General features: G+C 63.6%; 11 protein-coding genes. 7 read left to right on the top strand and 4 right to left on the bottom strand.

What is annotated here, in order from left to right; genetic code table 11:
• The first annotated feature begins 16 nt into the window (after nt 1–16).
• A complete protein-coding gene (locus AC3WJR_RS07785) occupies nt 17–2,062 on the top strand; it encodes a S8 family serine peptidase (protein ID WP_492723663.1) in 2,046 nt (681 codons plus the stop codon).
• Between the two features lie 54 nt (nt 2,063–2,116).
• Nucleotides 2,117–2,323, top strand: coding sequence for a superinfection immunity protein (locus tag AC3WJR_RS07780; RefSeq protein ID WP_492723661.1), 207 nt, complete (start codon nt 2,117–2,119; stop codon nt 2,321–2,323).
• A gap of 108 nt (nt 2,324–2,431) precedes the next feature.
• Here AC3WJR_RS07780 and AC3WJR_RS07775 read toward each other — a convergent pair whose 3' ends face one another.
• From AC3WJR_RS07775 to AC3WJR_RS07760, 4 genes are all read right to left on the bottom strand, one after another.
• Nucleotides 2,432–2,929, bottom strand: coding sequence for a hypothetical protein (locus AC3WJR_RS07775; protein WP_492723659.1), 498 nt, complete (start codon nt 2,927–2,929; stop codon nt 2,432–2,434).
• Between the two features lie 214 nt (nt 2,930–3,143).
• Nucleotides 3,144–3,728, bottom strand: a complete 585-nt coding sequence (locus AC3WJR_RS07770) for a hypothetical protein (RefSeq protein ID WP_492723657.1) — start codon at nt 3,726–3,728, stop codon at nt 3,144–3,146.
• A 362-nt stretch (nt 3,729–4,090) separates the two neighbouring features.
• On the bottom strand, nt 4,091–5,944 hold the full coding sequence (locus AC3WJR_RS07765; RefSeq protein ID WP_492723655.1) for a M61 family metallopeptidase: 1,854 nt from the start codon (nt 5,942–5,944) through the stop codon (nt 4,091–4,093).
• A 30-nt stretch (nt 5,945–5,974) separates the two neighbouring features.
• Nucleotides 5,975–6,640 carry a TetR/AcrR family transcriptional regulator gene (locus AC3WJR_RS07760; protein WP_492723653.1) on the bottom strand — a complete coding sequence of 222 codons (666 nt, stop codon included), beginning with the start codon at nt 6,638–6,640 and terminating at the stop codon, nt 5,975–5,977.
• Between the two features lie 103 nt (nt 6,641–6,743).
• Here AC3WJR_RS07760 and AC3WJR_RS07755 point away from each other — a divergent pair, with 103 nt between their 5' ends.
• The 5 genes from AC3WJR_RS07755 to AC3WJR_RS07735 all read left to right on the top strand — a co-directional run bounded on the left by AC3WJR_RS07755 (nt 6,744) and on the right by AC3WJR_RS07735 (nt 13,767).
• Nucleotides 6,744–7,943 (top strand): MFS transporter, encoded by a 1,200-nt coding sequence (locus AC3WJR_RS07755; protein ID WP_492723651.1) that lies wholly within the window; start codon nt 6,744–6,746, stop codon nt 7,941–7,943.
• Nucleotides 7,944–7,983: 40 nt separating this feature from the next.
• Nucleotides 7,984–8,997: a zinc-dependent alcohol dehydrogenase family protein gene (locus tag AC3WJR_RS07750; protein ID WP_492723649.1), complete on the top strand. Its 1,014-nt coding sequence runs from the start codon at nt 7,984–7,986 to the stop codon at nt 8,995–8,997.
• Nucleotides 8,998–9,657: 660 nt separating this feature from the next.
• A complete protein-coding gene (locus tag AC3WJR_RS07745; protein WP_354282416.1) occupies nt 9,658–10,062 on the top strand; it encodes a DurN family substrate-assisted peptide maturase in 405 nt (134 codons plus the stop codon).
• A 70-nt stretch (nt 10,063–10,132) separates the two neighbouring features.
• On the top strand, nt 10,133–10,399 hold the full coding sequence (locus AC3WJR_RS07740) for a cinnamycin family lantibiotic (RefSeq protein ID WP_492723646.1): 267 nt from the start codon (nt 10,133–10,135) through the stop codon (nt 10,397–10,399).
• 83 nt (nt 10,400–10,482) lie between these two features.
• A complete protein-coding gene (locus tag AC3WJR_RS07735; protein WP_492723644.1) occupies nt 10,483–13,767 on the top strand; it encodes a type 2 lanthipeptide synthetase LanM family protein in 3,285 nt (1,094 codons plus the stop codon).

Below are 13,767 nucleotides of genomic sequence, written 5' to 3'. Positions count from 1 at the left end.
GCCACCGGACGGCTATGTGATCACCCCGTCCAGCCGTCAGCCGATCCGGTCGGCAAACGATACAGCCGAGTTCCGCCGCAATTACGGTGCGAACGAATTCATGAACGCGCTCTATGCGCTTGATCATGCATACACGGGGCAGGGGGTAACCGTCGGGGTCGTCGATGACGGCGTCGTCAACGTGAATGGCGAGCTGGACGGCCGTATCAGTAGTCTCTCGAAGGACTTCGGCTTTATCGAAAGCGGGGGCGTGAGAACCAAGCGCGACGTTCTGGGTGACGAGCATTCGGATCATGGAACCCCCGTTGCCAACATTCTCGGGGCTGGTGTGAATGGACGGGGTACGGTTGGCTATGCGCCAAATGCCACGCTTGCCGTTCTGCGGGTGTCCGACTGGAACGCAGACACAAAAACCGAGATCCTGAGCCATTCCGTCGAAGCAATCAGCTATGCGGCGGACATGAGGCTGAAAGTCGTGAGCAGCTCGCTGGTCGGCGGTTCGGCCCAATGGTCGGCGGCCGTTGCAAAGCTCGGTGCTACCGACGGGCTTCTGGTGAATTCGGCAGGGAACGACGGCTCGCCCAACCCTTATAATGCGCAGTGGATCGACGCGACCAACCGTAACGCCATCCTCTTCGTGGGCGCGCTCAGCCCCGCTTTGCAAGTTTATGAGATTGAAGCCTATTCGAACAGGGCAGGGATCATGAAAGATCGCTATGTCGTCGCGGTCGGCTCCAACGTCACGACGTTGGTCGATGGCACGATCGGCGTCTTTTCTGGCACCAGTTCGGCGGCACCGGTTGTGGCGGCCCTCGCTGCGGATATTCTGTCGAAATGGCCGCAACTCACCGGCCAGCAAGCCGGTAATGTCATCCTGAGCACGACCAAGGATCTTGGCGCTCCGGGGCCGGACGATATCTACGGGATGGGGCTCGTGGACTTTGCCGCAGCGCTGGCACCCATCAGCCCGACGCTGTCGAACGGTGCGTCGCAGACCAGCGTGCAAAGCTCGGTCATGGGCGTGCCAAGCGCCATGGGTGCCGGTGCCATCCAGACCGCGCTTTCCAACGTCACCGTCCTGGACGCGTTCGGACGCGATTATCAGGGATCGGTCGCGGGGCTGGTCGTTCGACCCGAAGTGCGAAACCGGGGCACGATCGACCGGCGGGTGCGCCAGATGAACCAGCATTCCGAGCTGTCGTTCGGCGGCTTCACTAGCAGCATGGGCTTCGTCTCGCAGCGGTTCGGTCCGGCCGACGACCAGGTGCGAACCCAACCCACCGCAGGCAGCTTTGGCTACGTCGGGCAGGGGGTCGGCGTTCATGCCGCGTGGAACGCTGCGGATTCCCTCCAGTCCGATGTCATGGGTCTCGCCCCCTTTGCCGATGGCGTGCTGGCATATGTTCCGCAGGCCGATACCAGTATGGGGATCGATCGCTACCTGCCGGACGGCAAGATCGGCGTCACGGTGTCTAGCGGCAGGCAGGGGATCAGTCGCGCACAGGCGGTGACGATCGGCTGGCTGATCCACGACACCGACCTGCGGTTCTCCTATATCGATGAGAGCGGCACGGTGATGGGCATGGCGACGGGGATGGGCGCGTTGCGCCTGGGGACGGGTGCGCGGACTGCGATGGCCGAAGCGCATCGGTCCTTCGCCGTGGCGGAAGGTTGGACGCTCGAAGGCTATGGGTCACTCGGTATTACCCGGCTCAAGGTCGATGCGCTGTCCCTGGTTACGGGATCGACGCCGATCCTCGGGTCGCGGGTCGGGTTCCAGGCAATTGGTCAGGCCTTTGGTGGTCTGGTGAGCTTCGGGATCGCGCAACCGCTGACGATCGAATCCGGTGCCGCACGGCTCACATACGCTTCTGCCTACGACCTTGCTTCGAGATCACTCGTATATTCGACGAGCAACGCAAGTCTTGCGGGTGAGCGGCGGGTGCAACTGACCGCTGGCTTTGCGAAAGGCGGTCCCCGTTCGCAATTCCGGTTCGGTCTGATGCAGGATGTCAACCAACGGTCCACCAGCGCGCTTACGGGGTGGTCAATCCGATACTGATGCCATAGCTCTGTCATCGAGTCCGGGAAATATATCCCTTTGAAGGAGTGCGTTATGACGACGTTTGTGATCATTGTACTATGCCTGTACTTCGTCCCAGCCATCATCGCGCTGGTGCGAAACCATCACAACAAGATCCCCATCATTGCGCTGAACATCCTGTTGGGCTGGTCGGTGCTGGGATGGGTTGCAGCACTGATCTGGTCGCTGATGGCTGTGCATCCCAAGACAGTCGTCGTTCGGACGTCCGACCTTCCCTGATCGTTCGGGTATTGGTGGTCCTTCGCGACAGAAGGCCACCAGCGCCCGGATCACGGGATGACCAGAGCGATTACCCCGTCGCGTCTGGCGCCCCGTGGCTGGACACTCTTACAAATCCCACGCGCAGGTCAGCGCGGAGCCGCCCCGGCGTCGTGCGATCCTCGCCGCGCCCGCAAACGGTTCCATTTCGATACGCGCATATTGAGGCGCGACGGGGACGCTAAGGCCGATCCTGCCAAGCGCAGCCTGCAAGGATCGCAGCGGGAGTCGGAACACTAGGGAGCGTGTGTGCATCCCCTCGCTCTCGGCATTGGCTACATCGACCTGCTGGGCGGCGATCAGGGGCAGGCCATTCCATTGCAGTGCAGCCGCAAAGTCCGCCCGCTTTAGCGTTTCGATGCTGTTGGCGGACAGGCGGCGACGGACGGTCGTGATCCTGCTGCGGGCGGGGCCCGTGGTTCTGAACAACGCGTCGAACGCTACCTGCTGCCGCGGCGTCAGCACGCAAAGGCCTCCGGTGCCGGTACCAAGCCCGGGATCGACGCTATGCTGCGGGACGGTCGCGGTCGCACTCGCGAGCAGCGCGATGAGGGGAATGATGCTCATGGTCTGTCACGCTCCAGGGGTGTGAAGGAACCGGCAACCAGCAGGTCGTGCAGTGTCATGAAATCCCATGATCGGACTCGCTGCAACCGGCGCGGATCGCGCCGGTACGGAATAGCCGGCGCGTTTCAAGGCGAGCCGGACCGGTTGAACGGTGTCTTGTGAGCAAGCGCGATCCGCGCCGCGGCCACCAGTTGAGCGGTGACCGCGGCGTGGCTCAATGTGAATAACCGATGGACTTTACGAGCCAGGGCCCCTCGGTCGACCGAAGCAGTTCGAACGTCTGATGGGTTGCTCGCTGCGACTGGGGCGAAATAAAATAGACTTTGAAGCTAAGCGCATTGGCTGCGGGCTTCGCATAATCCGTGATACGGATCACATCCAGGCAATACCTGCCATCATGATATTGATCGCCGTCGCGGGGAACGTAACCGTAGGCATTGTTCCAGTTTGTCGGACTGACGGATTCGCGGTTGAATGCATTCCATGCATTGTTGTTGACCGCGCAGGCCCCTGTCTGCGCCAAACGCTCGATCAGCGCATTGGCGTCCCGGACATCTTGCGCAATCTGGGTATTCGGTTGCTTGACGAGTAACGCCGCGCGAAGGCTGGCCGTCTGCTCCGCCGTGGGCTGAACCGTTGCGGACGGGCGCAGAAGAGGCTGAGCGGCTGTGCCGGCGGTCGTTGGCCCGGTTGCGCGCGAAACCTGCTTCAACAGCTTTCCGAAGATGGAATCCTGCGCTTGAGCAGGGAAAACAGCGACCACGTAGAGCGCCGCACCGGACATCAGAACTTTCTTCACGCAAGATCCCCCGTTCGCACGGTTGGCGAATTTGCCGTTGCCGCGAAGACCCACGTCTAGCGTACCGTGCTTCCGCACTCTGCTATTCAACCGTTCGCAACATATTGACAGGAAGGGTAAACTCTCCAGTTAATTGATCCGGGCAAACGTCAGAACCAAAGATCAGCGCAGCATTCGGTCGTTTTGCTGAAACGGATTTTCAGGAATGTCCGGGTCTGGGTGAAAAACGGCATGGCCGCTTTGGGTTGTCGCCGGACAGCAGTTATTCGCCAAACCGCAGTCGTCACCAGCCCAAGCACATAGGTCGATGCGGTAATGGTCTAGGCATCCCTGGATCTGCCTCAGGCATTTGAAGATCCGGCCTAATTGGCCGCCGTATCCGGCCCGAGCCACTGAGTGCGAAACGCCAGCTGTCGGGCGGTCGGTGTGACCCCTGCGGTTTCGGCGCGGACGACCTCGACGGTGGGGTCGGCGACGAAGGTCAGCGTCGCGTGGCGCTCGATGCTGCGCTGGCGGTAAGTGATGTCGGCGGTCTGGCCGGGTCTGGCGCGGGCCAATGCCGCCGCCGCCTCCGCATCGCTGGTGAACGGCGTCCCGCCCAGACTGATGATCTGGTCGCCGTTGTCGAGACCGGCGCGGTAGAGCGGCGTGCCCGGCGCGGGTGCGCCATCGATGCGGACTTCGCTGCCGGTCGTCTTGAAGCGGACGTTGCCGAGCCACGCCGCGGTCGGGTTGGCGGGACGGAGTTTCAGCCCGGCCTGGTCGAGCAGCGGGGCATAGTCGGGCAGCGCGCTCGCATCGATCGAAGTCTTGAAGAAGGCCTCCGCGAAGGCCGGGTCCTTGGTCACCACGCCCAGCGCGCGCGACAGGTCGGCGCGCGTATAGGGGCGCTCGGTCTTGCCGAAGGTCTGCCACAGGTAGCGCATGTACGTGTCGAGCGTGATGTTCGGGTAGCGCTGGCGCAGCGTCAGGTCGAGCGCGAGCGCAAGACCGGCGCCATAAGTATAATAGGACACGAAGATGTTAGGGTTGGTCGCGTCGATCGCCTTCGCGGCATCGACGAACGGCGCGCGCAGGCTCATCTCCTGCGGGCCGCCATAGCTGCGAGCGGTGCCGTTGGTCAGCGCGTCGACGGTCGAGCCAACCCCGCGCAGATACGCGTCCACCGCGGATTCACCTGCGCGGCGGATCAACAGCGGCCCGTAATATTGCGTGAACCCTTCCGCCAGCCACAGCGACGGGGTCGGGTTGGCGCGGGTGAAGTCGAACGGTTCGAGCTCGGCGGGGCGGATCCGCTCGACGTTCCAGCTGTGGAAGAATTCATGGCTAAGCGTGCCGATCTGAGCGAAATTCGCCGCGCCGAAGGAGCGCGGCTGCGAGATGATCGTCGAGTTGCGATGCTCCATCCCGTCGCCGCTAATCTGCGGCATGTAATCGGCGATGAAGGTATAGGTGCCGAAGTCGTAGGCGGGATGTTCGCCCCACATTGCGATGTGCTGCGCAACGACCTTCTTGGCGCTGGCGGCGAAGCGATCGAGGTCTGCGGGCGTGCCGTCGTGATGGACCGCGAGGCGGATCGTGGCGCGCGTCGGCCCGTCGCCGACCTGCCATTCGCGCATATCGAAATCGGACAGCTCGGTCGGGCTGTCCATGAAATATTGGAAGTCGGGTGCGGCGAAGACAGTGCGGTCGGCGGTCGGCTGAAGCTGGGTCGCGGCCTTCCACTTGGGGTCGAAGGGTATGAACCGGACGCGGATCGGGCGCTTTTCCTGCCCGACCGCCCACAGGAAAGTCGCGGGCATGTTGAGATGCGCATGAGTCGCATCGATCTGCGCGTAGGTGCCGTCGCCGTGATCGCCAAACAGCGTGTAGGTGACCGTCACCGTCCCGTCGTGCCCGGCAACCGTCCAGCCATAGGGGTCGGTCCGCGTCACCGCGAGCGCGCGACCACGGCCATCCTTGGCGGAGAGCGCATAGACGTTCTTGGCGAATTCGTGGATCGCGTAGCGGCCGGGCGAAGACCGCGCCATCTGAACGCGCAACGGCGCCGGCCCGAGGTCACGCCAGGTCACGGTCACCTGCGCCTCGTGATGGACCGCATTGGGGAACCCGATTTCATACTGGATCGCCGCCGGAACCTTGCTTTGCGCGATCGCGGGGCTGGGTGCCTGCATCAGCAGCGTGGCGGCGGCTAAGGTCGCGAACATCGTCTTCATGGCTGGTCCCCCCGGATTATCTATCGTCACCTAGGATCGATCGACCATCCTCTTGTCAATGCTGTCGCCGGGGGCTTCCGGATGGGACGACGCGCGGCACTGTGTATCCCACGCCGCCATCGCGTTTCCGATCGCCGCGCGCAGCGTATCGGCCGGCACGCCGTCCCGCGCCTGGATCGAGATGCCCAGCACCAGCCCGTCGTAGAGCGCCGTCAGCCCCGCAATGTCTGTTGCAGGTTGGAGATCGCCGACGCGCACCCCGGCGGCGATGCATCGCTGCAATGCCTGCCGGGTGATCTCCCGCTCGGCACGGGTCAGGTCCCGGGTAGGTGCTCCAGCCTCGGACGAGACCATTGCCGACAGCGTCAACATGCAGCCCTTCGGATGGGCGGGGTCGGTCTGCACCGCAACCGACGCCAGCAAGGCCTGTTCGAGCCGTGACCGTGGCGATAGCGTCTCATCGTCGAGCGCGCCGACGATGCCGCCATGCTTGTCGAGATAGCGCGCAAGCGTTTCGCGATAGAGTGCTTCCTTCGAGCCGAACGCCGCGTAGAAACTCGCCGACGAGATGTCGCCCATCGCGTGGCGCAAGACCGCCAGGGACGCACCTTCATAGCCATGCTCCCAGAACAGGTGCATCGCGCTGTCGAGCGCCGCATCCCGGTCGAAACCACGCGGTCGTCCGCTTCGTGCCATAAATCGTCGCTCCCTATTGTGGACTAATCAATCCATTACTCGTTGACAAGCCGCACCGCAGGGTCGAACGCACTGGACCAGTCGATCCAGAAGTGAGTGCAGCGTGATCCCAAGACCCAGCCAGACCGACGATGGCGCGAGCGAGACGCTGCCGATCTCTGCGTTGCTGGCGCTGGCAATGACCGGCTTTACCGCGATCCTCACCGAAACGCTCCCCGCCGGGCTGTTGCCACACATGGCCGCCGGGCTCGACGTATCGGAGTCGCTCGCGGGACAGACGATCACGGTCTATGCGGTCGGGTCGCTGCTCGCGGCGATCCCGTTGACGCTCTATACGCAAGGGTGGCGGCGCAAGCCGACCTTGCTCGTCGCGATCGTCGGTTTCCTGATCTTCAACTGCGTGACCGCGGTGTCCACGTCCTATGCGCTGACGCTCGTCGCGCGGTTCATGGGCGGGGTTGCGGCGGGACTGGGGTGGGGCATCATTGCGGGCTATGCCAGGCGGATGGTCATCGCGCCTTTGCGCGGCAAGGCGCTCGCGATCGCGATGGTGGGTACGCCGCTCGCGCTGTCGATCGGGGTTCCCCTGGGGGCGATGCTGGGCACGACGCTCGGCTGGCGGATGGCGTTCGGGCTGATGGCGATCACCACCCTCATCCTGATTGGCTGGGTGCTGTGGCGCGTGCCCGATTTTGCCGGTCAGCCTGCCGAACAGCGGCTGTCGATCGCGCACGTGTTTCGCACGCCGGGCGTTCGTCCCGTGCTGGTCACGCTGTTCGCATGGATTACGGGCCATAACATCCTCTACACATATATTGCCCCGGTCGCCGCTTTGTCAGGCGTGCGCGAAAGGCTGGATCTGTTGCTGCTGGGGTTCGGACTTGCCGCGCTGGTCGGAATCTGGGTGACGGGCGTGCTGATCGATCGCGCGCTGCGGCCGCTCGTGCTCGTCAGCCTTACGACGTTTGCGGTCGTGTCGCTGGCCTTCGCGCTGTTCGCGACTACCCCTGCGATGACGATCGCGGCGACGCTCCTGTGGGGGCTGTCGTTCGGCGGCGCGGCGACGCAATTGTCGACCGCGCTCGCCGATGCGGCAGGCGAAGGCGTCGACCTGGCGAATGCGATGCTCACGACGGTGTGGAACGGGGCGATCGCGACGGGCGGGATCGTCGGCGGGGTAATCCTTGATCATGCGGGGGCAGGGCCGCTTGCCTGGGCGGTATTGGTGCCGACCCTGCTGGCCTTGGCGCTCGCCGCCGGCGCGCGTCGCCATGCCTTTAAGCCCGGCCCCAGGGCTTTTTAATAATGCGCCCGTCGTGCGCACTCAGCAGGAGACGATTTCGATGAAAGCCTTCCAGATCGGTGCCCAGAACGGCATCAGCGGCCTTGTTGCGACGACCCGACCCACGCCGGTTGCCGGACCCGGCGAAGCGCTGGTAGCCCCACGCCTCATCGGGCTTATCAGCCGCGACGTTCAGCTTTTGCGTGGCACCTACGGCGCCCGACAGCCTGAGACGCGCATCCCGATGTCGGAAGGCGTTGGCGAGGTCGTGGCGATCGGTGCGGGCGTAACCGAAGTTGCGGTCGGCGACCGTGTCGTCTGCGGTCATTTCGCGACCTGGCTGGACGGCCCGTTCCGGTCGGACGTCTTTGCGCACGATATCGGCATCACGCATGACGGCTGGCTCGCCGAGCGCGTGGTTCTCCCCGCCGCCGCGCTGATCCGGGTGCCCGACGCGCTGGCCGATGCGGATGTCGCAGGGCTCGCCTCGGCGGGCCTGACGGCCTGGAACGCGCTGGTCGAAATCTGTCGGGTCGAGGCTGGCGACACCGTCCTCTGCCTCGGCACCGGCAGCGTTGCGCTGGCGGCCTTGAAGATCGCCAAGGCCCGGGGCGCGCGCGTTGCGATCACGTCGTCGCAGGACGCGAAGCTCGAGACGGCACGTGCCCTTGGCGCGGACATCACGGTCAATTACCGGACGTCACCGGATTGGGCGGCCGAAGTGATCGCGCAGACCGGGGGCAAGGGGGCCGATATCGTGATCGAAACCGGCGGCGTCGACACGTTGGGGCAATCGATGGCAGCCGCGGCGATCAACGCGCGGATCATCATTGTCGGCGTTTCGCCGGGGGAGGGGCCGGCAATCCCCGACTATCTGTCGCTCATCGCGAAGAACGTGACGATCCGCGGGATCGCCAATGGCAGCCGCGCGATGTTCGTCGATCTGCTTGACGCAATGGTGGCGAACCGGATGACGACCGTCGTCGACCGAACGTTCGCCTTCAATGATGCACCCGACGCGGTTCGCTATTTCGCGGCAGCCGCGCATCTTGGCAAGGTGATGATTGCATTCTGATGACCGAACGTCTGCAGTTGGCGCGCGCTTGTCGTCGAGGTTTCCACCGTCCCCGTAACGGCTCGCTGTGAACCGGCGCCAAGCCCCGATCTGTTGGGAAAAAGCATGCGCATGCCGAAGCGGTCGGCACGGTCCGTGCGGTGCGGTGCGGTCGATTTAGTAAGCCCGTCAGCGACGAAAGCGGAACGGCGCATCGCCACAGCGCACGATGCAGCGTTGCGGCAGGCCCTGCATCGCTTCGTCAGCCAGCGTCGAACCGGTCGTTCTGAACGGGCTGGCGGAGGCGCCCAACCCGGATCGTTGCCGACGGGAGTCGCAGGCGCATTGAAGCGGAACGGGGGCTGTTCGCTGCATGATGGTCGGCTCAAAATGCGCAAGCGGACTGTTTGACGGAAGGGGATGAAGCGGCCAGCGAACGTTCGTTCAAGGAACGTTGACGAATGATCTATCGGGTCACCAGACTATGGCCCGAAACGAACTATAAGGCGGCCTATGTAAAGATAGCGTATTTGCCTTATTCGCGAATACCTTTCGCATAGTCATAACGCCTGGCGCCTCGATACTTTGCCAAAAATCATATCGTCATGCTTCCGTTACGTCCGAGGCGGACCATTCGTGCTTTGATGGCGTTTTCTATGAGAGTCATACCTTCGTCGCCCGATGCAGATTTCGGGATTATTCGAAGGGGTGATGAAAATGGTTGCTGTATCGACACCGATCGAAAGCCAGATCGGCACCGACGAAATCCGGCAGATCCAGCTGCTGGCGGTTCTTCTCTCCGCACTCCCGGCGAAGGGCAAGCTGCGCGAACTGCTGGACGCTGCCCTTGTGGCTGAGTCGCACAGCGAGGCCACCGATGCCGTTGGTGCTGTCCGTGAGTTCAGCACGGAAGGCCTGAAGCGTTATCTCGAAGCGCGGTGGGTTACCAACGCAGCCAAGCTGCAGCCGGCGGAAGCCAAAATCCTCGAATGGCAGAAGGACGCCACCAACGTCGCCACGGCCGTTCGCGAGCTTGTGGCCGCCGAATACGCGCTCGGCTTCCGGCTCGACGTCGTCGCGCACTGATTGCCAGGCAAAGGTTTTCGGATCCGCCGTCATGCTGACGGCACACCCATTATTTCTGAAAGGAACGATCATGCTTCGTATGAACACCCGCCAGTTCGGCGACTTTTCTGCCGACACGGCGATGTTTCTGACGGTCGTCGACCCCGAATTCCGCCAGGACATGGCCGATCGCTTCGGGACCGTCGGCGATATCGACGCGATCGAAAAGATCCTGCCGCCCGACACCACCTTCCGCGATCTGCTGCGTGAAGACCTGGAATCGATCGAAATCCTCGCCTGCGTCAGCACCTGCAGCAAGGGGCCGATCACGCTGATCTGCGACGGCACGACCAAATAGAGTTCGCATCACGGCAAAGGATGTGGACGCAGCCGTCACGGCTGCGTCCACATCCGAGCCGGAATTTTCAGGGGTGAGCAGCTATGACGCACCCGATATCGGAGGCGCAGTTGGTTGAGCTTGCGCTAGCCGCCAGCAACTTCGACGAACGCAGCCAGATCCTTGGTTTTGCCAAGCGCGATGCCGAAGATGCCGAAGATTGTGCCGTTCCCGTATCCGCGGTGGAACGCTGGCGCATCGACAAGATGACAGCCAAGCTGAGCGCCGCCTATTTCGCGGCCCTTCAGGATGACGGAACGCCTGTTGCGGCCTTGACCGACCGGGTCGGCCAAGTGCTGGAGCGCTTTCAGCGTGCCCGGCCCGCAATCGTCCGGTGCCCAAGGGCCAGGGCAGACCTGCTCGCGCTGCACGCCGAATGGGTGCCAACGTACCGTGAAGCGCTTGCGCTGGTAAATCCGCTGGATGCGGCTGCAGCCACTACGCTTGCCGAGGCCGGACAACCGCTGGCCAACTGTGTCGCCCAACCCTTCCTGGCGCTGATCGCGGCAAGGCTCGCGCCACTCGTGGACGCGCGCGACGACCGGGTACGGGTGGACGCGCAGATCGTGCGCCGATGTGTCGAGCAACTGCTCCAACGGATGGACGTCGCGCTTACCTGGGCACTCGAAACCGACATCAAGGTATTTTGCAGCAAGACGGGCATAGCGACCGTGGACGCCGGCGTCGTGGAATGCGCGGCCTATCTGCATGCCCGCTTCGCCGATGCGGCCGCCTATCATCAGTTCTTTCTGCGCTTCCCGGTACTCGCGCGGCATCTTGCGCAGCTCTCAGCGGGCATCATCGAAGGTGCCATCGAGCTGATCGAGCGGCTGAGGGCCGATGCCACGGAAGTCGCGACCCGGCTTCTGTCTACCGACAAGCCATTGTCCCTGACCGATTGCATCCTGGGAAAATCCGACCCGCACCTGCGCGGTCGCACGGTCGCGATCCTGACGTTCACGACTGCGCAGGGCTTGCGGCAACTGGTCTATAAGCCGCGCAGCGTCGAAGCGGAGAACCGCTTCCACCAGCTGCTCGAGGCTATGGCTACTGACGGGGCAGGCAGTTTCGCGACCTACGCGGTGGTCGCGCGACAGGGTTACGGCTGGGTGGAATATCTGCCTAGCGGCGATAACCACGTCGACACCCTTCAGGCGGTCGACCGCATCTACCGCCAGCTTGGCGCCTATCTCGCAATCTTCTACGTTCTCGGTGGCACCGACCTGCACTGCGAGAACATCCATGTCGCGGGCGGCAATGCCTTTATCATCGACCTCGAAACGATGCTCGGCGTTCCCGTTTTCGGCCGGGATGCGGGGGAGCGAACGCTAGCGGACTCGGTATTCCGCACCGGTCTGCTCGACTGGCCGCTGCGACCTGGCGAAGCCGGTACCGCGATGCGTGTCAGCGGCTATGGTGGTGGCGAGTCCTTCCACTTTCCGCACAGAGTTCCGTGTGTGAACGCGCGTCGCGGCTCACTACAGATCGGCGTCGGCGAGGTCGACCAGCCCTTCGTGACTGTAGAGGCGCACAACCGCGTCTTTCTGGGAAACGTGCTGGTCCAGCCGGGCGATCATGTCGCGGCGATCGTGCAAGGGTTCACGGCGGCTTATCGCTGGTTCGCGGAAGCGCCCGCGCGGGGGGGCGACGTGATCGATGCGCTGCTCGGCGATCTGGGTGTCCGGTTCATCAACCGCGCAACCCAGATATATGCCAGCGCGCTCCATTCGATCGACCATCCAAAATGTCTGATGGACCCGCTGGAAGTCGACCTCGTCTTCGCAACGTTCGAGGAACACCCCCGCCGCTGGGATGAATCCCGCCGGATCGGCCGCGTCGAACGGGCCGCGCTGTGGCGCCGCGACGTGCCGTATTTCCTGCTGCCTGCGCAGGGGAGGGATCTTGCCGCGCCGGATCTCGACACCTGTCCCGCCGGGGTCGCCTGCTTTTCGTGCAGTCCGCTGGAATGGGCACGGCACCGGATCGCCAGCCTCGACGACGATCATCTCGACCGACAGATACGGTACATCCAGGCGAGCCTGGACCCCGCCTTCGAGGAGCGTTCGGCATTTGCCGAAAGCGCCATCGACTATGCGCAGCAGTTGGCCGACCGGATCTGCGCAACGGCGGATGCGACCAACGCTGACGCGCCCTGGCATGGTTTCGGCTTCAACGCGGCAGGCAAGTACCGGATGCCGATCGGCCCGGACCTGTATGACGGCAGCGCGGGTATCGCATTGTTCCTCGCCTATATCGATCGACTAAGGCCTGACGACCGGTTCCGTGAAACTGCCGAACTGGCGCTTGCCCATTGCCGTCGGCAGCAGGATCGCACGAGGATCGGCGGTTTTTACGGGTTGGGCGGTACGCTCTATCTGCTCGTCCACCTCCACGCCTTGTGGAGGGACGACAGCCTGCTCGACGAAGCCGAAGCGATCGTTGGGAAGATTGAGCAGTTGATCGGCACCGACCGCTATTTCGACATTCTGTTCGGCGCTGCAGGGGCGCTTCCCGCGCTTCTCGCACTCGAGGCCGTTCGGCCGGGTGCGCCGCTTGCCTGCGCAAGGGCCTGCGGCAATCACCTGCTGCGGCATGCCGTTGACCGGGACGGCGCGCTCAGCTGGCCGCCGAGGGAAGACGATGGCGCGCAAGACCATCTGACAGGCTTCGCCCATGGTGCGGCAGGCATTGGGTGGGCGTTGATTCAGCTGGGCGAAGCCACCGGCGATCCACGCTACGGGGAAGCCGGGCGTCAGGCGTTTTGCTATGAGATGCGCCATTTCGACGCGCAGCAGGGGGATTGGCCGGACCTGCGACAGACCGCCCTGTCGGTTGCGGGCGTGCCTCGCTATGCCAATGCCTGGTGCAATGGTGCGGCAGGCATCGGGCTCAGTCGTATCGATTGTTGGGATCGGCTGGGCCGGTGTGATTCCGCGATGCTGCAGGAAGCGCTCACTGCCCTCAGCGCCACGATCCGGAATTATCACCGCCTGGGCAACGATTCGCTCTGCCACGGCCGCGCCGGCAACGCCGAGTTGCTGCTGCGCACTGCCCTGATGCGCGACGATCCTGCGCTCCAGATGGAAGTAAAGATCCAGGCCCGCTCAATGTGGCAGGAGTTTGAACACTCCAAGGCATGGCTGTCAGGAGCAAGCGGTATCGATGTGTCGCCCGGGCTGATGGTTGGGCTGTCCGGGATCGGGATGTACCTGCTGCGCCTTGGCCGTCCTTCGTCCATTCCGTCGCCGCTGCTGCTCGATCCGCCAATGATACAGGCCGCTGACGATCCTGTTCCCTCGGAAAAGGAAGAACTCTATGTCGCGGCGTGA

It is taken from the genome of Sphingomonas sp. FW306-05-A (assembly GCF_058782275.1).
The sequence above is the reverse complement of the archived record's forward strand: the minus strand, read 5'-3'. Positions and strand labels throughout refer to the sequence as shown.